The sequence below is a fragment of the Chryseobacterium sp. RLHN22 genome, assembly GCF_051011795.1.
GTDB lineage: Bacteria > Bacteroidota > Bacteroidia > Flavobacteriales > Weeksellaceae > Chryseobacterium > Chryseobacterium zhengzhouense.
Genome location: NZ_JBPCHW010000017.1, coordinates 41,002 through 59,501, shown reverse-complemented (window position 1 = coordinate 59,501; position 18,500 = coordinate 41,002). Strand labels below are relative to the sequence as shown.

At 35.1% G+C, this 18,500-nt stretch carries 20 protein-coding genes; 11 read left to right on the top strand and 9 right to left on the bottom strand.

The features are described from left to right. Positions 1–99 precede the first annotated feature (99 nt). Positions 100–480 (top strand): RidA family protein, encoded by a 381-nt coding sequence (locus ACR1PN_RS15805; RefSeq protein WP_378176662.1) that lies wholly within the window; start codon positions 100–102, stop codon positions 478–480. Beyond that, the gene (locus tag ACR1PN_RS15800; protein WP_433980807.1) at positions 480–938 is read left to right on the top strand and encodes a hypothetical protein; all 459 of its coding nucleotides are present in this window, start codon (positions 480–482) and stop codon (positions 936–938) included. Before ACR1PN_RS15805 ends, ACR1PN_RS15800 begins: the two co-directional genes overlap by 1 nt. Positions 939–1,000: 62 nt before the next feature. Here ACR1PN_RS15800 and ACR1PN_RS15795 read toward each other — a convergent pair whose 3' ends face one another. Further along, on the bottom strand, positions 1,001–2,533 hold the full coding sequence (locus ACR1PN_RS15795) for a trypsin-like peptidase domain-containing protein (RefSeq protein ID WP_433980806.1): 1,533 nt from the start codon (positions 2,531–2,533) through the stop codon (positions 1,001–1,003). A gap of 346 nt (positions 2,534–2,879) precedes the next feature. Between ACR1PN_RS15795 and ACR1PN_RS15790 the strand changes: the two genes are divergently transcribed. Then, a complete protein-coding gene (locus ACR1PN_RS15790; protein WP_433980805.1) occupies positions 2,880–4,244 on the top strand; it encodes a rhodanese-related sulfurtransferase in 1,365 nt (454 codons plus the stop codon). 102 nt (positions 4,245–4,346) lie between these two features. Continuing rightward, positions 4,347–4,922 carry a 5-formyltetrahydrofolate cyclo-ligase gene (locus tag ACR1PN_RS15785; protein WP_433980804.1) on the top strand — a complete coding sequence of 192 codons (576 nt, stop codon included), beginning with the start codon at positions 4,347–4,349 and terminating at the stop codon, positions 4,920–4,922. Here ACR1PN_RS15785 and ACR1PN_RS15780 read toward each other — a convergent pair. Next, complete coding sequence (locus ACR1PN_RS15780; RefSeq protein ID WP_433980803.1) at positions 4,871–5,452, bottom strand: hypothetical protein; 582 nt, start codon at positions 5,450–5,452, stop codon at positions 4,871–4,873. The two genes, ACR1PN_RS15785 and ACR1PN_RS15780, sit on opposite strands and share 52 nt — an antisense overlap. Continuing rightward, entirely contained in the window at positions 5,436–6,602 is a 1,167-nt protein-coding gene (locus tag ACR1PN_RS15775; RefSeq protein ID WP_433980802.1) for a hypothetical protein, read from the bottom strand. Before ACR1PN_RS15775 ends, ACR1PN_RS15780 begins: the two co-directional genes overlap by 17 nt. A 185-nt stretch (positions 6,603–6,787) precedes the next feature. Here ACR1PN_RS15775 and ACR1PN_RS15770 point away from each other — a divergent pair, with 185 nt between their 5' ends. Beyond that, positions 6,788–7,018: a hypothetical protein gene (locus ACR1PN_RS15770; protein ID WP_378176682.1), complete on the top strand. Its 231-nt coding sequence runs from the start codon at positions 6,788–6,790 to the stop codon at positions 7,016–7,018. Positions 7,019–7,094: 76 nt separating this feature from the next. Here ACR1PN_RS15770 and ACR1PN_RS15765 read toward each other — a convergent pair whose 3' ends face one another. Together ACR1PN_RS15765 and rmuC are read right to left on the bottom strand one after the other, a co-directional pair. Further along, positions 7,095–7,859 (bottom strand): TrmH family RNA methyltransferase, encoded by a 765-nt coding sequence (locus tag ACR1PN_RS15765; protein ID WP_433980801.1) that lies wholly within the window; start codon positions 7,857–7,859, stop codon positions 7,095–7,097. 150 nt (positions 7,860–8,009) lie between these two features. Further along, positions 8,010–9,377, bottom strand: a complete 1,368-nt coding sequence (rmuC, locus tag ACR1PN_RS15760) for a DNA recombination protein RmuC (protein ID WP_433980835.1) — start codon at positions 9,375–9,377, stop codon at positions 8,010–8,012. Between the two features lie 169 nt (positions 9,378–9,546). Between rmuC and ACR1PN_RS15755 the strand changes: the two genes are divergently transcribed. Next, a complete protein-coding gene (locus ACR1PN_RS15755) occupies positions 9,547–10,212 on the top strand; it encodes an SGNH/GDSL hydrolase family protein (RefSeq protein ID WP_433980800.1) in 666 nt (221 codons plus the stop codon). 156 nt (positions 10,213–10,368) lie between these two features. Here the strand turns inward: ACR1PN_RS15755 and ACR1PN_RS15750 are convergent, their stop codons facing one another. The 4 genes from ACR1PN_RS15750 to ACR1PN_RS15735 form a co-directional block, all read right to left on the bottom strand. Then, a complete protein-coding gene (locus tag ACR1PN_RS15750) occupies positions 10,369–11,082 on the bottom strand; it encodes a DUF5995 family protein (RefSeq protein WP_433980834.1) in 714 nt (237 codons plus the stop codon). 118 nt (positions 11,083–11,200) lie between these two features. Beyond that, positions 11,201–11,716, bottom strand: a complete 516-nt coding sequence (locus ACR1PN_RS15745; protein WP_433980799.1) for a YciI family protein — start codon at positions 11,714–11,716, stop codon at positions 11,201–11,203. Between the two features lie 15 nt (positions 11,717–11,731). Continuing rightward, on the bottom strand, positions 11,732–12,910 hold the full coding sequence (pncB, locus tag ACR1PN_RS15740) for a nicotinate phosphoribosyltransferase (protein WP_433980798.1): 1,179 nt from the start codon (positions 12,908–12,910) through the stop codon (positions 11,732–11,734). A 97-nt stretch (positions 12,911–13,007) separates the two neighbouring features. After that, the gene (locus ACR1PN_RS15735; RefSeq protein WP_047482454.1) at positions 13,008–13,484 is read right to left on the bottom strand and encodes a Dps family protein; all 477 of its coding nucleotides are present in this window, start codon (positions 13,482–13,484) and stop codon (positions 13,008–13,010) included. A gap of 221 nt (positions 13,485–13,705) precedes the next feature. Between ACR1PN_RS15735 and rpsL the strand changes: the two genes are divergently transcribed. From rpsL to ACR1PN_RS15710, 5 genes are all read left to right on the top strand, one after another. Continuing rightward, positions 13,706–14,119, top strand: coding sequence for a 30S ribosomal protein S12 (gene rpsL, locus ACR1PN_RS15730; RefSeq protein ID WP_002983146.1), 414 nt, complete (start codon positions 13,706–13,708; stop codon positions 14,117–14,119). A gap of 23 nt (positions 14,120–14,142) precedes the next feature. Then, positions 14,143–14,619: a 30S ribosomal protein S7 gene (rpsG, locus tag ACR1PN_RS15725; RefSeq protein WP_027371737.1), complete on the top strand. Its 477-nt coding sequence runs from the start codon at positions 14,143–14,145 to the stop codon at positions 14,617–14,619. Between the two features lie 6 nt (positions 14,620–14,625). After that, positions 14,626–16,743 carry an elongation factor G gene (gene fusA, locus ACR1PN_RS15720; protein WP_433980797.1) on the top strand — a complete coding sequence of 706 codons (2,118 nt, stop codon included), beginning with the start codon at positions 14,626–14,628 and terminating at the stop codon, positions 16,741–16,743. A gap of 17 nt (positions 16,744–16,760) precedes the next feature. Then, the gene (gene rpsJ / locus ACR1PN_RS15715) at positions 16,761–17,066 is read left to right on the top strand and encodes a 30S ribosomal protein S10 (RefSeq protein ID WP_002661363.1); all 306 of its coding nucleotides are present in this window, start codon (positions 16,761–16,763) and stop codon (positions 17,064–17,066) included. A 578-nt stretch (positions 17,067–17,644) separates the two neighbouring features. Next, on the top strand, positions 17,645–18,445 hold the full coding sequence (locus tag ACR1PN_RS15710; RefSeq protein ID WP_433980796.1) for a GLPGLI family protein: 801 nt from the start codon (positions 17,645–17,647) through the stop codon (positions 18,443–18,445). The last annotated feature ends 55 nt before the right edge of the window (positions 18,446–18,500 follow it).

The window sequence follows — 18,500 nt, the reverse complement described above, 5'->3', positions numbered from 1 at the left end:
TGCACCCGAAGTAAAAATCTCATGAGCTGCCGTTAGATTTGTTTTAAGACTTAATCGTGGCGTTTCTACAAGATATTTTGGAAATAATAAATCTATATAATGAAAAAGACAATTAATACCGTAAATGCTCCTGCAGCCATCGGACCGTATTCGCAGGCAAATCTTGCTAACGGAATTTTGTATATTTCGGGTCAGATCCCGGTAGACCCTGCAACAGGAAAGCTGGTAGAAGGAATAGAAAAAGAGACGCATCAGGTGATGAAAAATCTTGAAGCGATTCTTACAGAAGCGGGGATGACGTTCAAAAATGTGGTAAAAGCTACGATCTTCCTTAAAAGCATGGATGATTTTGCTGTGATGAATGATATTTATGCATCGTACCTTGATGCTGAAAGTTACCCGGCTCGTGAAACAGTACAGGTTTCTTGTCTTCCAAAAAATGTTGATATCGAAATTTCTATGATCGCACATCAGGATTAATGAGCTTTATAAGAAATACATTTGCAGTTTTGGTGGGTCTTGCTATCGCGGGGCTTATTATCACTCTTGGTATAAGAGCTTTTCCGCAGTGGGTAACCTTTGATGCATTTGCTCCGTTTGAGCATTGGCAGAGATTTTTAGAAAGCATGAAAAATAATGATGCCTTCTTCGGTTTTTTGCTGTTTATTTCTGGTTTGGGAACTACTGTTGGCGGCGTTGTTACAGCCTTGATTGTAAAATATGCAAAGGTAGCTTATGCCATTCTGATAGGATTTATCATGCTTTTTATTGCAATGCTTGATGTAATTATCTTTCCGTATCATCCTACGTTTTATAAAATATCTATTTTCCTGGTCTTTTTTCCGTTTGCATGGATGGGAGGTAAAATTGTTGAGGTAATTTATGAAAGAAATAAAAAGAAAAGAATCGCTGAGAAAATGAATAATCAAAACAATTAATCATTTCTTTTAAACAAAAAAACGCTGCAGATAATGCAGCGTTTTTTTGTTATGATAATTGCTTAGTTAGGCATTTTAAATCCTTTTGTATAGATTCTTCCGTAGTCATCTACGAATTTTACCTGCACATTTCCTTTATAGCTTTCTAAGATTTTTTCAACGTCTTTCTGTGAATTTACAGGTTTACCGTTAATCTCAATCACAATATAGTTGTCAACTACACCTATTTTTGCCATTTCGCTTCCTTCAGATACATTCTTCGCTACGACACCGCTGTTCAAACCGTAATCTGTCTTAAATCTTTCATTCAATGGCTCGAATTCTGCACCGATTTTTTCACTCACACTAAGGTCAGCTTTTGTTCTTGTAGAAGTACCTCCTTTTTGGTCTTTTAAGGTTACAGTTGTTACATTTTCTTTTCCGTTTCTCAGATAAGTAACCTGTACTTTGTCTCCCGGTCTTTTGCTTCCGATTGCGGCAGAAAGGTCTGCAAAATCTGTAATGTTATAGGTGTCGATTTTGGTAATGATATCTCCTTTTTTGATGCCTCCGTCCTCAGCTCCGCTGTTTTCAGAGAATCCGGTTACATACATTCCTGATCCAGCCTTCAAATTAGCCTTTTGGTCTCTGTTGTATGAAGCAACTAATTGGTCATTAGAAAGATCTAACGTCGTTACACCCAGGAAGCCTCTTTGTACAATACCAAACTTCTTAATGTCTTCGATAATTTTTCTTGCTAAATTCGCAGGAACTGCAAATCCGTAACCCTGATAATATCCGTTTGTAGATGAAATTGCAGAATTAATTCCGATAAGATCACCGTTTACATTCACTAATGCTCCTCCGGAGTTTCCGGGATTAATTGCAGCATCGGTCTGAATGAAACTTTCAATAGGATTTGTAGCTTTTCCCTGACTGCCCAGAATTCCGATTCCTCTTCCTTTGGCAGAAATAATTCCGGCTGTAACGGTTGAGTTTAATCCTAATGGATTACCTACTGCCAGAACCCATTGTCCAACTTCTACATTATCCGAATTAGCAAAATTTAAATAAGGTAAGCCTTTCTCTTCAATTTTCAATAATGAGATATCTGTATTCGGATCGGTTCCTACTAAAGTTGCGATATATGATTTTTTATTGCTTAAAACTACTTCAAGTTTATTTGCTCCTGCTACAACGTGGTTATTAGAAATAATATATCCGTCAGGAGAAATAATTACCCCTGAACCTAAACCTGAAGGCATATTATCCGGAGCCTGTTGCTGTTGTCTTTGTCTTTGCTGGCCTCTTCCTCCAAACGGATCACCAAAGAAAAAATCAAAAAGATCCTGTTCGGAAGCCCTGCTTGTTGCCCTGCTTTGATAATTCTTGATGGTTACAACCGCAGGAACTGTAGTTTTGGCAGCTTTTACGAAATCATCACCTACTGCTGCGGAATTCATCCCTACAAATGAAGCATTGGTAGATTTAGTAAAATAAGATTGATCTGAGCTTGTAGAATCAGAACTTAAGTATTGTTGTACACCGACAGTAGTTGCTCCTGAAAGCACCCCAACTACGGCAAATGGTAATAGTTTTTTAAATGTACTCTTCATTGTATGTCTTCTTTGTTTGTTGAATTGTTTGTTTTTATCTTACACAAATTTAATGCTAAATAGGTATGTAAATAATCTTAAGTGTTTCAATTTTAACTAAAATTTAACGACAATTATGCCAATTTATAGTTTATGTGATAATAATGGTCTCGGTTTAACACTGCTTAAAAAATTATTAAAGACAAAATGTCACATTATAGATAATCAAAAACAGGCAAAAGGTTAAATCTTAGATTATTGTGTCAAAATTTATGCCTCTTATTCAATGTAAGCCATTGCGATTTTAAACTATTTAAAAATTGGTTATATTTGCAAAATTATTTTTCTCACTTAAAACGTTTATAGCATGCAACTGTACAACACCTTAAGCGCAGAAGAAAGAGCTCAACTTATAGATGAGGCCGGAAAAGAGCGCCTTACATTATCTTTCTATGCGTATGCCAAAATTGAAGATCCAAAAAAATTTCGTGACGATTTATTTATAGCCTGGAATGCTCTTGATGCATTAGGTCGTATTTATGTTGCTCACGAAGGAATTAATGCTCAGATGAGTGTTCCGGCGGATCAATTTGAGGCATTTCGCGAAACGCTGGAGACTTATGATTTCATGAAAGGTATCCGTCTGAATGTGGCAGTAGAGCAGGATAATCATTCTTTTTTAAAATTAACCATAAAAGTAAGACATAAGATCGTTGCAGACGGTTTGAATGATGAAACTTTTGACGTTACCAATAAAGGAATTCACCTGAAAGCTCAGGAATTCAACAATATGCTGGAAGATCCGAATACTATTGTCGTGGATTTCAGAAACCATTACGAAAGTGAAGTAGGGCATTTTGAGGGAGCTATTACTCCGGATGTAGAGAACTTCAGGGAAAGTTTACCGATTATCAACGAACAGCTGCAGGATTTTAAAGAAGATAAAAACCTCTTGATGTACTGTACCGGAGGAATCCGTTGTGAAAAAGCGAGTGCTTATTTTAAACATCAGGGCTTTAAAAATGTCTTCCAGCTGGAGGGCGGAATTATAGAATATACACGTCAGATCAAAGAAGAAGGAATTGAAAGTAAATTCATCGGTAAAAACTTTGTATTTGATCATCGTTTAGGAGAAAGAATTACAGATGATATTATTGCACAATGCCACCAATGCGGAAAACCGTGTGATAACCATACCAATTGTGCCAACGATGCCTGTCATTTACTTTTCATTCAGTGTGATGAATGTAAGGCAACAATGGAAAATACATGTTCTACAGAATGTCTCGAAACCATTCATTTACCTTGGGAAGAGCAGGTGAAACTGAGAAAAGGTCTTCAGGTTGGAAATAAAGTCTTCAGAAAAGGAAAATCTGAAGCTTTGAAATTTAAAAATTCCGGTGATCTGTCAACGCAGACTTTAGCAAAAGCAACTAAGGCTGAAACAAAAGATATTCGCCAGAAAATAAAAATTAAAAAAGTATTGATCGGAAAGGCTGAACATTATTATTCGAGATCTAAAATCGCCCAGTTTTTAATTGAAAACAATGAACTTTCTGTTGGAGATAAAGTTTTAATCTCCGGACCAACAACAGGCGATCAGGAAATTACCATTAGCCAGATTTTTGTAAATGGAGGGTTCAGCGACACTGCGAAAGCGGGAGACCAGATTACTTTTGAACTGCCTTTCAGAGTTCGTTTATCGGATAAATTATATAAAATTATCGAGTAATATTTGTAATTCAGGTAAATTTTCGAATAGTTTTATCTGCATAATAAATACAGTTTTCATAATGGCGCTCCTTAAGAGCGCCATCTTTTTATAAATTTGATTATGAAAAAATCTGAGCTTAGAAAAAAATATTTAGAAAAAAGAAAATCTTTGTCCGATAAAGATATCTTTCAATTATCTAATGATATTTTTAAAAATTTCATTCACTATTTTAAGCCTTTTTCAGGTCAGAAAGTCCATATTTTTATTCCTATTGAGAAGTTTAAGGAAATGAATACCCATATTTTCATCAGTTATTTTTTAAGCAGAAATATCCGTGTTTTTGTTCCCAAAATTGCTGACGAAAGACTTATTTCTGTAGAAATTTTTGAATATTCTAAATTTGAGCTTAATCAATGGCAGATCTCCGAACCTGTTTCTGATGAAGATTCAGGTATTCTTGATTTTGATTTTGTAATTACGCCGCTTTTATACTGTGACAGACACGGAAACAGAGTAGGTTACGGCAAAGGCTTCTACGATGGTTTTTTTGAAACAGTATCAAAAGGAACAAAAAAAATCGGTGTTAATTATTTTAACCCCGATGAAAATGTTGATGATGTCTGGGAAAGTGATATTCCGCTTGATTATCTCGTTACACCTACAGAAGTGCTGTCTTTTTCAGGAACATCCGAGTAGAATTTAATAAAGTAAAATTTAAATTCTTTATTTTTTTCTTTTGCTTTAGAAACCAAAGTATATTGTGCGCTTCTTTCGAAGCTTCCGATCGGTTTATTTTTGTCACCGATATATTCTACATTAAATTTTGCAAAGTCCAGCGTATCTTTATCTTTAATCGTCTTGAAGACATTAATGTTGCTTACTTTTACTTTTTTTACCTTAAGGCTTTCCAGTTCTTTGAATAGCCCTTGAAAAGTTACCGTGTCCGATTTCTGAAAATACTTTTCGATTTTTGAATAAATGGCAGTGTCGATTTCAGTTTTTTTGTTTCCGGAAAGATAGAGTGTCGAAAGATCGAGCACATCCTGTACTTTTTGTAAGGTTATAGCGTTTATTGCCTGTGCGCTGTCCATCTGAACACTTATATTTTCAGTATTTCTAAGTTTTTCAAGATCGCTTACGCTGTTCGTTTCTTCTTTTTTATTACATGCAATCACGATGATTCCTAAAAGTATCGTCAAAAACAAAATGTTATTTATTGTTTTCATGGTTTGAGATTTTAAATTTGATGGACACGATTTTTCCTTTGTCTTTTATCATTTCAATAACGTTCAGGTTTTTTAATGAAGTGGTTGGTGTGGTCACAAGAGTTATATAATCTTCCTTATCTAATGTTTCCAGCCCGTAAATGTCACTGTCATAAACCTGAGTAATCACCGCATTATTACTGATAAGGTTTTCGAGTTGTTTTCTTTTTTGTTTGATAAGCTGCTCAGAATTTTCCCCGTTGATGTCTTTTATAGAAAAATAATAGAGTGCCATTTTATAGTCATCAGGCTTCAGCTCTATTGTTTCTTCTTCAGGTGCGTTTTCAAGGTTTCTGTTAACTTCAAGATTCTCATAAGTGGTGGAGCTTATTTGCATTTTCAGTGTTTTGTCCTTTGTAGGATATCTGAAACATTCTCCCGGTTTTATTCTGTACAAAATCGGAGATTCGTTTTCTTTAATTACTTTTATTTCGATATCTCTTTGTACACTTAAATTTCTGTCAGCATCAGTAAAACAATACACATAAGTTTTCTGAAAAATTTCATCTTTAAAACCTAAAAGTCCCAAAAGAGTCACAAAAACTGCTGTTGCTGCAATCCATGCTGTTCTTTGGTGGTTTCTTTTTTGAGGTTTTACAGGTGTTTTTTGAGTAGGTTTTGAAACCTGTGAATTTTCTGCAAGGGTTTGATTATCAATATTGCTTTCTTGTAAAACGATGTTTTTCTGAGGTTGGAAATCTGCTTTTTGTGGTTCTTTTTCAGTTTTTGGTAAGTTTAAAGCACTTGAAACTGTTTTTTCAAGTTCCTTAATCTCATTGTCATCCAATTCCTGCTCATCTGTTAAAAGTTCCCCTGCAAAAAGATGATTCTTTTTAAATTCATACCAAGAGTCGTACCCCGCATAAATACTCAATAAATTGAGCATGTCAATTCGTGGAAGTTTTGTTACCGGAGAAGATTTAAAATAGGTGTAAAAAGATTTTTCACTAATGTTTCCTTTCGCCTTTTTTCTGAGATCTTCCTGAAAATAGATGATGTCAATACCCTTCCACTTAGAAATTTCATCATAAGAAGGGGTGTATTCTTTCAAATATTGAGCTTGAACGTCTTTTTTGAGCTGCTCAAAATGTAAGAGGTCTAAATCTGTCACTTTATAAAAAAGTAGTTAAGTTTTTGATTATCAGTAATGTTTATTTGTAAAACTGTTTTACAAAGGTATTACAATTATTTTTCATAAACAAATTTTCTATCTGCTATACCTTTGTCTTGTTCAAATAACCGAACAGAGAAAAAGATTTTAAAAAACAATATTAACAAAATTAAATTTAATTTATTATGAAAAAGTCATTATTCGTAGCTGCTATCGCTGCTATCTCTTTAGTTGCTTGTAAGAAAGGTGAAGCTACTACATCTACAGATTCAATCGATGCTAACAAAGATTCAATTGTTGCTGATATCGATTCTACTGCAGGTGCTGCTAAAGATTCTATCACTGCTACTGCTGATTCAGCTAAAACTGAAGTTAAAGCTGCTGCTGACTCTGCTAAAACAGAAGTTAAGAAGTAATTTTAGCTACGACTGAAAAATAAAGAACCGTTTCGCCCAGCGAGACGGTTTTTTTATGTTTTATATGTCTGAATCTTTATTTCTTTTGCTTCAAAGATTCGTAGCAGGTAATAGCGACTGCATTACTTAGGTTTAGCGAATCAATGCTACCATTCATCGGAATTAAAGTATTTTCGCCTTTTCCGTACCAAAAATCACTTAATCCTGAATGTTCAGTTCCAAATAGAACCGCAGAACGCTTCGTAAAATCTCTTTTATATAAATCTTCCGAAGTTTCATCCATTATCGTTGTGTAGATGTTGAAATTGTTCTTCTGTAAAAATTCATACACTTCATTATTTTTTGCATGGAAAACTTCCATTCCGAAAAGGCAACCCACACTTGAACGAATCACATTAGGATTATAGAAATCGGTTTTTCCGTCTGCCACAATTAATGCATCGATTCCAAAAGCCTCGCAGCTTCTTAATATAGCGCCTAAATTACCTGGTTTTTCAACACCTTCCACAATAATTATAGTAGAATTTTCTTTAGGTTTAAATGAGCTTAAATCTGATTCTTTAGTTTTATAAACCCCCATTATTCCTTCCGAAGTACCTCGATAGGCAATTTTCTCATATACTTTATCACTTACAAGGTGGATTTTCTGTTTTGGAGCTTCACCTTTAAAAATGCTTTCACAAATATAAAATTCTATAGGCTCGAAATCGTATTGCTGTGCTCTTTCATTTTCCTGTTTTCCCTCAACAACAAAAACTTCGGATTTTTTTCTGAATCGGTTATCTGTTAAAAGTTTGGTGATATATTTTATTTTTTCGTTCTGAAAACTCTCGATAATCATGATGGATTAATTATGAACAATAATTGATGCAAAAATAACTTTTTAAAAATAATTTATCGGTAATAATAGAATACTGCTATTCAAAATCAATTGTCAAAGAAGATCCTATAATATTTTCGAATTTATTTTATGCTTATTATGTCAATTAGTTTAATTTTCAATAGTGTTATCCCAATGATTGTCAGAACGATCTATCATGCTTTGCGGAAGTTCTTTTTTATTTTTAATTCCAAGTTCTTTCATTCTTTCCGCTTGTTTGATTAAGTTATCTCTACCTGAATATAATTGACCATACGCATCATTATATACATTTTTCGCTTGATCCAGATTTTTTCCTACTTTTTCTAAATTTTCTATGAAACCTACAAATTTATCGTACAATTTTGCTCCTCTTTCTGCAATTTCCATGGAGTTTTTGTTTTGATACTCACGTTTCCAAAGATCAGCAATCAGCTTTAAGGAAGTTATAAGATTGCTTGGATTTAAAAGTAAAATTCTTCTGTCATATGCAAAGTTCCAAAGGTTTTGGTCGGCCTGCATTGCTGCGATATATGCCGGTTCGCTCGGAATGAACATCATGACGAAATCTAAAGATTTGCCGTAATCGTCATACGCTTTCTGGCTTAGTTGATTGATGTGGTTTTTTATGGAAGACAAATGCTGATTCAGTTTGATCATGTAAACATCCTGATCGGTTTCATCTACCAATTCTGTAAAAGCCGTCAGAGAAACTTTAGAATCAATGATTACATTTCTTTCATCAGGATATTTTACAACCGCATCCGGTCGCATTTTTTTTCCGGAAAATTCTGAAAACAAAGCTTTATTATCTTCATCGCGAAGCTCGTGTTCAAGGAAATATTCTCTTCCTTTTACCAAACCGGATTTTTCCAGAATGCTTTCAAGAATCATTTCTCCCCAGTTTCCCTGAGTTTTGCTTTCCCCTTTCAAGGCTCGGGTTAATTTTTTGGCATCTTCAGAAATCTGTTGATTGAGCATGGCAAGTTCTTTTACTTTTTCGGCAAGAGAAAAACGCTCATTGTTTTCTTTTTCATAAGCTTCGTTAACCTTATTTTTCAGGTCATTTATTTTCTCCTGAAAAGGGTCAAGGATATTTTTAAGGTTGTTTTGATTTAAGGCTGTGAATTTCTCAGTTTTTTCCTCCAAAATTTTATTCGCCAGATTTTCAAACTGCAACTTTCCTTCCTCCTGAATTTTTCGGGTTTCCTCTCTTTGAGCTTTGAGAAAAGTGTTTTCTGCGGAAACTTTGGCAAACTCAGCTTTTAAGTCATTTAAAAGATCAGATTGCTGCAGGTTAAGCTCTTTTTCAGCTTCAATATTTTTTTCAAAATCCGATATTTTTTTGTTTAAATATTCAATATTGGTTTGTGCCTGAATGTTTGAATTGTTGAGCTCATCATACGAGCTTCTTGAAATCATTGAAGACTTTAGATAAAAATAAATAAAAACTGAACCTAAAATTCCTCCGATAAAACAGCCGATGAAGAGATAAGTGATTTCCATTTTTCAAAATTACAAAATCGATTGTTAATTTTTTTATCCTTAGGAAAGTGATCGCTTGGCAAAATTTTCGATAATCATCATTAGAATTCAGGAAAAAGCATACGGAATTTGCAGGTTTTACTCCTTTTGCTTTATTTCACATTTTAATATTAAATTTTTTACAATGAAATTAGTATACATGGCGGCAATTATTTTTTCAACTGCAGTAATGGGACAGGATTTTGCCAATTTTGCAAAGTATGAAAAACAGAACCAAGAGCTGAAAACCGAGAAAAAAAAGGTAGAATCTGTTTTTATGGGTGATTCGATTACGGAAGGTTGGGCTACGGCTGATCCTTCGTTTTTCAAGAATAATAATTTCGTTGGTCGCGGAATTGGTGGGCAGGTAACTTCACAGATGTTGCTGAGATTCAGGGAAGATGTTATTAATTTGAAACCAAAACAAGTCATTATTCTTGCGGGAACAAATGATATTGCAGAAAACCAAGGTCCTATTTCACTCGATAAAATTTTAGGCAATATCGTTTCGATGACTGAGCTTGCGAAAGCTAATAACATCAGCGTTGTATTGTGCTCTGTTCTTCCGGCGTATGATTTTGGATGGCGAAAAGGATTGCAGCCGGCAGAGAAAGTGATTGCTCTGAATAAAATGATTGAAAATTATGCTAAGAAAGAGCATATTCCTTATATTGATTATCATGCTCAAATGAAAGATTCCAGAAACGGACTTGATAAAATCTACACTGAAGATGAAATTCATCCTACCGCAAAAGGGTATGAAAAGATGGAAGCTATTCTTATGAAAAAACTTGCTTCACCTAAAAAGTAAAATAAAAGTTTAGAGGAATTGTCGATTAAAATCAGCAATAAAGTATTTTTTTAGATTTGATAATTTAACAGTCTAAAACTAATTTTCCAATACTGAACAGTTAATAAACCTAATAAGCTTTGTAAAGTTTGTTAGGTTTGTTGTTTGAAAAAACGGTTAATTGCTTTTTGTCTGTTCTAAAATCTCAATATTTTTCGCAACATTACTGCTTTCACATTTTTTGAGTTCTTTTGCTAAGGAGGATGAAAGTAATTTCGGATGTAAAATCTGAGAAGCAACTTTTGCGGCGGCATAATCTACGATGTTCGTAACTGAATCTTTCAGGAAATTCGGAGTGTTGGATGAAATAACTGCAGTCGCCCATGAAGTATCTCTCGCTTTTGAAATCGCAAAATCTAAAACTGCATTGTCTTTTCCGTTTGAAAGTTTGTCGATAAGGTTTACAGGATAACAGATTTTATTTAAAGAATCCTGAACATTCTGATTAATCGAAGCAATCACCGAATTAATTCTTTCAAAATCTGTTTTGAGAGGGTTGATTTTTCGGTAAGGCATAATTGATGCAGCGGAAATTCCCAAATCTAAATTGATGTGCGCATTCATGCCGAGAAAAATGTGCTGAAGAATCAGCAGATCTTTGTTTTTTGTTGCTTCAAAGGCGAGAAACCATGCATTTGTACATTTCTTACCTTTAGAATAATTTTTCCAGGCTTCAAGATAACGACTTGCGAAAGCAACATCCAATATTGTCATTCTCGGGTTATCTTCAAATTTTTTCTGCTGAATTCCTTTTAAAACCTGTGCGGTCATAATTCTGTAAGTACACGCAAAATATCCGGCAGGGCTCTGGTTTGCTTTGCTCCAGAGAATAATTTCATCTAATTTTTCAGAACTTCCTCGATGGTTTTCATTTGGTTTTAGCTTTTAATTAAAGATAAGAAAAAACCTCGCATAATTGCGAGGCATATTTGTTTAATTAGTAACGAAATTAAGGATTCTCTTTCGCAATCTCATCATGATGTTTCAAATACAACGGTAATGCTGCAGAACCATACCATGAGAAAATTTCATAGTTAAAAATCCCTGCAGCAACGGCTGGATCAGTTTTTACCCAAGATTCGGCTTCATCTTTTGATTTTGTGTTGAAAATAAACATTCCTCGGTAATCACGCTGGTTTTTTTCTAAAAATGGTCCGGCAACGATGATCTTTCTTTCTTTGGCTAGTTTACCGATGTTTTCCATGTGGCCTTTCATCAGATCTGCTTTTTTTGTTTTATCTTCAATTTTTGCAGTTCCGGTGGTAAGCATTACAATGGTGTATCCTTTCATTCCATACTGATCTGCGCCTAACGAATCGGCTAATTTCCGATTATAGGCATTTTTTTGATCGGAAGAACTTCCGTTTTTCCCCGGAGTTCCGGGCTTTCCGTCTGTGCCTTTTTTGTGGACTACACAAGAAACGAAAAGGAGTGAAGTGAGAATAAGTAATAATATATTTTTCATCATATTGAGATTTTTTTAATTTTTAATTCTCAAAAATTCTTTTGCTAATTCAATCATTTTCGGATCACCGGTGTATTTTCCGTGTTCATCTGAAAGTTTTACCGTAGGAATCCACTCTTTGTTTGGAGCTTGTACTCCGATTAATTTCATGACGATATTCATTGGTTTTAAACCGACATCATTCGTAAGGTTGGTTCCTATTCCGAAAGAAATTCCGATTTTTCCTCTGCAGTAGTTGGTGATTTCTTCTACTTTTTCAAGATTTAATCCGTCAGAAAAAATAATATATTTAAATAAAGGATTAATTCCGTGACGTTGATAATGGGCAATTGTTTTATCTGCAAATTCTAAAGGATCCCCGCTGTCATGGCGAACTCCATCGAATAGTTTTGCAAATTTCTTGTCAAACTGCTGGAAGAAAACATCAGTGGTGTAGGTGTCTGAAAGTGCTACTCCTAAATCTCCGCGATAAACATCCACCCAATGTTCCAAAGCTAACTCGTTAGCCATTTTGAAACCATACTCTGCTGCATGGAACATAAACCATTCATGAGCATGAGTTCCGATAGGTTTTACCCCATATTTCATTGCGAAATGTACATTTGAAGTTCCGATGAACGTAGAATCTTTTTTCTGTGTTAAAGCTTCCATTACCAAGTTCTGAACTTTATGAGAGTGTCTTCTTCTGGTACCGAACTCAGCAAATGTTACTCCTAATTTATTTAAAGAATCTGCTTTTTCAAGCGTTTTGCTCAGGACGACTTCGTTGGAATCTCTTTCCATATGATTCATTTCATAATGAAGCTCACTGATTAATGCTAGTAAAGGAACCTCCCAAAGAATTGTTCTGTACCAAAGTCCTTCAACGGTGACGGAAAGATCGTTTCCTGTTTGTACAATTTTTACTTCAGACGGGTCATAGTGATAACCTTCGAGGAAATCCAAATATGGTAAATCTAAATATGGACAGGTTTTAGATAAAAACTTTTTCTCATCTTTTGTAAGTTTCAGTTCTGCCATTTTATTGACGATTTCTCTTAAGGCGTGATCAAATCCTTCCGGAAAATGATGTTTCCCGCGGTTGATAAATTCATATTTTACAATCTGGCTTGGAAATAATTTCACCACGGCGTTTTGCATGGTGATTTTATAGAAATCGTTGTCGAGAATAGAGTTAAGGTGGATGTTTTGCATATTGTGTAATTTTAACGCAAATTTAAATATTTAAAAATAAAAATCGCCTAAATGTAAGGCGATTTTTGAAATAATATAAATTTCTATGTGGTATTTGTTATTTTCCAAGATAAGAATTGTACATCCAAACTTCTTTTTCCTGTTCTGTAATATAATCGCTCATCTGAGAATTGGTTCCTTCGTCTCCTGCTTTTTCGGTAATGTCTAAAAGTTCTCTTTGCAGGTCAATAACTACCTTGAAAGAATTTAAAATAATTTCAACGCTTTTGTTTCCGTCACTTACTTCCTTACTTTCTTTAATAGTAGATACGGTAAGATATTCTGAGTAATTGTGGGCAGGAGTTGCTCCTAAAGTTAGAATTCTTTCTGCGATTTCGTCAATTTTTAAAACTAAGCTATTATAGAGCTCTTCGAATTTTGGATGTAAGGTAAAGAATTGTTCTCCTTTGATATTCCAGTGTGAGCCTCTTGTATTTTGATAAAAAACAGAATAGTTGGCTAAAAGTACATTCAGTTTTTCTGAAATGTTTTTGCAGTCGGCCTCATTAAGACCGATAATGTTTGCATTTTTCATAAGTTTATTTTTTATAATAACAAATTTACGGAGCTTCTCGCTGAACGCTCATTAAAACTGATAGTTTAAAACTATTTTTATAAATGAATATTTATGTTGTTATCAATCGTGATGCCAATTCGGGATTAAGTAATTTTTAAATCTTCTCAATATTTATTTCTAACTGCTTGTTAATTAAAAAAATATTACTATTTTTGCACCCTAAAATAAAAAGCAATTAAATGCCTACTATTCAACAATTAGTAAGAAAAGGAAGAGCCACGCTTGCCAAGAAGAGCAAATCGGCTGCCCTTGATTCTTGTCCACAAAGACGTGGTGTATGTACGAGAGTATATACTACTACACCGAAGAAACCAAACTCTGCACTTAGAAAAGTAGCAAGGGTGAGACTTTCTAACGGTAAAGAAGTGAATGCCTATATCCCGGGCGAAGGACATAATCTTCAAGAGCACTCGATAGTATTGGTTAGAGGCGGAAGGGTGAAAGACCTACCGGGAGTACGTTACCACATCGTAAGAGGTGCATTAGACACCGCTGGTGTAAATGGAAGAACACAGAGAAGATCTAAGTACGGTGCTAAGAGACCTAAACCAGGACAAGCTGCTGCAGCTCCTGCAAAAGGAAAGAAAAAATAATCATTAAATAAGGTACAGAAACAATGAGAAAGACGAAAGCGAAAAAAAGACCGTTGTTACCAGATCCAAAGTTTAATGATCAATTGGTAACAAGATTCGTAAACAACCTAATGCTTGACGGTAAGAAGTCAATCGCATTCAAAATTTTCTATGATGCATTGGATATCGTAGAAACTAAAAAAGGAGAAACTGAGAAAACTGCACTAGAAATCTGGAAAGATGCATTAACAAACGTTATGCCTCACGTAGAAGTACGTTCTAGAAGAGTAGGTGGAGCTAACTTCCAGATTCCAATGCCAATCAGAGCGGATAGAAAAATTTCTATGGCAATGAAATGGTTAATTAGCTACTCTAAAAAGAGAAATGATAAGTCTATGGCTTTGAAATTGGCTAATGAAGTAGTAGCTGCTTCTAGAGAAGAAGGTGCTGCTTTCAAAAAGAAAACAGATACTCACAAAATGGCGGAAGCTAACAAAGCGTTTTCACACTTTAAATTCTAATCTGAAATGGGTAGAGATCTTAAATTTACAAGAAATATTGGTATTGCTGCTCACATCGATGCAGGTAAAACTACCACTACAGAAAGAATTTTATTCTATACAGGTGTAAACCACAAGATTGGAGAAGTTCACGACGGTGCTTCTACAATGGACTGGATGGAGCAGGAAGCAGAAAGAGGTATTACTATTACTTCTGCTGCAACTACTTGTTCTTGGAATTTCCCAACAGACCAGGGAAAACCACTTCCAGAAACTAAACCTTACCACTTCAACATCATCGATACACCGGGACACGTTGACTTCACAGTAGAAGTAAACAGATCTTTGAGAGTATTGGATGGATTGGTATTCTTATTCTCTGCAGTAGATGGAGTAGAGCCTCAGTCTGAAACAAACTGGAGACTTGCTGACAACTACAAAGTTGCTAGAATGGGATTCGTAAACAAAATGGACAGACAGGGTGCTGACTTCCTTAACGTGGTAAACCAGGTTAAAGAAATGTTAGGATCTAACGCAGTTCCAATCGTTTTACCAATCGGTGCTGAAGAAGATTTCAAAGGTGTAGTTGACTTAATTAAAAACAGAGCGATCATCTGGGATGAAGCTGGACAAGGTGCTACTTTCGAGGTAGTTCCAATTCCGGAAGATATGAAGGATGAAGTTCTTGAATACAGAGAGAAATTAGTAGAAGCTGTTTCTGAATATGACGAAACTTTGATGGAGAAATTCTTCGAAGATCCGGATTCAATTACAGAAGAAGAAATCAATGCTGCATTGAGAGCTGCTACTATCGACTTATCTATTATCCCAATGACTTGCGGTTCTTCGTTCAAGAATAAAGGAGTACAGTTTATGTTGGATGCAGTATGTAAATATTTGCCTTCTCCATTGGATAAAGATGATATCAAAGGTACTGACCCAAGAACTGATGCTGAAATCACAAGAAAGCCATCTGTAGATGAGCCTTTCGCAGCATTAGCATTTAAGATTGCTACTGACCCGTTCGTGGGAAGATTGGCATTCTTCAGAGCATACTCTGGAAGACTAGATGCAGGTTCTTATATCTTGAACACTCGTTCAGGAGATAAAGAAAGAATCTCAAGAATCTATCAGATGCACGCTAACAAGCAAAACCCGGTAGAATATATTGAAGCTGGAGATATTGGTGCAGCGGTAGGATTCAAATCTATCAAAACTGGTGATACAATGTGTGACGAGAAAAACCCAATCGTTCTTGAATCGATGGTTTTCCCTGATCCGGTAATTGGTATCGCTGTTGAGCCTAAAACTAAAGCTGACCAGGATAAAATGGGTAACGCTCTAGCTAAATTGGCTGAAGAAGATCCTACGTTTACGGTAAGAACTGACGAAGCTTCTGGACAAACGATCATCTCTGGTATGGGTGAGCTTCACTTAGATATCATTGTTGACCGTATGAAAAGAGAGTTCAAGGTTGAAGTAAACCAAGGACAACCTCAGGTAGAGTACAAAGAAAACTTAACAAAAGTTGCTCAACACAGAGAAGTTTACAAAAAACAATCTGGTGGTAAAGGTAAATTTGCTGACATTGTATTTGAACTAGGACCTGCAGACGAAGGTAAAGTTGGTTTAGAATTCATCAATGAGATCAAAGGTGGTAACGTTCCTAGAGAATTTGTTCCTGCAATTGAAAAAGGATTTAAAGCTGCAATGAAGAACGGTCCATTGGCTGGTTTCGAAGTTGAAGGTATTAAAGTTACTCTTAAAGATGGATCTTTCCACGCGGTGGATTCTGATGCACTTTCTTTCGAAATGGCTGCTAAATTAGGATTCAAAGAAGCGGGACGTGCTGCTAAGCCGGTAATTATGGAGCCTATTATGAAATTGGAGGTTGTAACTCCAGAAGAATATATGGGTAACATCATTGGTGACCTTAACAAGAGAAGAGGTACGATCAGTGGTCAGGAAGAAAAGAACGGTGCTGTTGTAATTAAAGGTTCAGTTCCACTTTCTGAAATGTTTGGATATGTTACAACTCTAAGAACACTTTCATCAGGAAGAGCTACTTCTTCTATGGAATTAGAGAAATACCAGGCTACTCCTCAAAACGTTGCTGACGAGATCATCGCTAAAGCAAAAGGTTAATTTTTAAAGTACAAGAAATGTCACAAAGAATCAGAATAAAACTTAAATCTTACGATTATAACTTGGTAGACAAGTCTGCTGAGAAAATCGTAAAAACGGTAAAGGCTACTGGTGCTGTTGTAAACGGTCCAATTCCATTGCCAACGAACAAGAGAATCTTCACGGTGTTGAGATCTCCGCACGTAAACAAGAAAGCAAGAGAGCAGTTCCAATTATCAGCTCACAAGAGACTAATGGATATATACTCTTCTTCTTCTAAAACTGTTGATGCTCTAATGAAATTAGAACTTCCTTCAGGAGTTGACGTAGAAATTAAAGTGTGATAATTGAGCCTTTGGGCTTATCATATTGATATAATCCCTTTTCGAAAGAAGAGGGATTTTTTGTTTAGATTTTACTTAGAATTTTTAGTTGCGTGTAAAAAATATTAATAGTGAATATTGTGTAATATTTTCCATTTGTAAGACTGATAGAAATTAAATAAATCAATATTTATTGATATTTTATTTGGAGATTTTCAGATTTATTTTTAGCTTTATTTTACTAAACAAAAAAATATTTACATCAGGAAAAAATTATTATTAATTGCGGTTTTAGGAGCAGCGGGCATTGTAAGTGCAAAATCAAACATTAAATCTTCTAATCTTGATGAATCAAATGAAATAGCGATCACGAAAAATGATGCTCATGAATCTGAGTTTTCAATGGCGTTGTTTCGATACGGGTATTTGTATCAATCATCTTGCGGTACATATTTTACAATGACCTCAGAAATACTTATTTCAGACATGACTGATAGCCAATATGAGCAATATTGGGATAGCGTGGTAAGTGCTAATGATGAACTATGTTCTAACCAGGGGCCTAAAGATTACGAGTATTTTGTTTCAAATGATAAAAAATGATACGACTGGCATTTATACTTTTTTGCATTGTAAGCTATAAATCATTACATGCGCAGTCTGATAAAGCTCAGCTTAAAATTGCTTATCAGATGGTCCTTTCTTCCAAAAAAAATGATCAGAGCGGCGATGACTCACGACGTGTTTACAATTATTCGCTTCTTTGCAATTCAGAAAAATCGGTCTACGCTGACCCTGCCCTAAAAGATTTTTATAAAGTTTTAAGGAAGAACAGAATACAACAGCAGACACCTGATTTGAGCAGAGATTTTTATCCAAAATCAAAAAGCAGTGTTTATAAGGATAGACAAAATCTGGTTGCAACTCTGCCTATCGGGAGTAATCTTTATACATTTCCAGAGCCCAATTTAAGATGGGAGGTCATACCTAATGAGAAGAAAGATATTTTGGGTAATACTTGTTTTAAAGCAAAAACTCTCACCGACACAGGTAAACTGTACTATGCATGGTATTGCCCCGAAATCTCAATTCCTGACGGACCGTTTCGTTTTAAAGGCCTCGCCGGAATTGTTTTGGAAGTGCATAATGAAGATAGTACTTTAATGATAGAGGCAGTGAAAATAGAAAAATCAGATGAAATAATCGAGCCCATTGCGTATGCAGGCGCTATAGACTTAAGTGATAAAAGCACTTTTCTGAAAAAACGAAGTGAGTTTATTGAAAATCCGAATTCTGAGAGATTTTCCTCACCGTATAAGGCATATACTCTCGACGGAAAAGAGATCAAAGCAGACCGCAGAAAATCATTAAAGATTACTGAAAGTATTTTACTGGACTAATACAATTACAATACTACCCTTTTCGAAAGAAAGGGTAGTACTGTTAAATAAACAT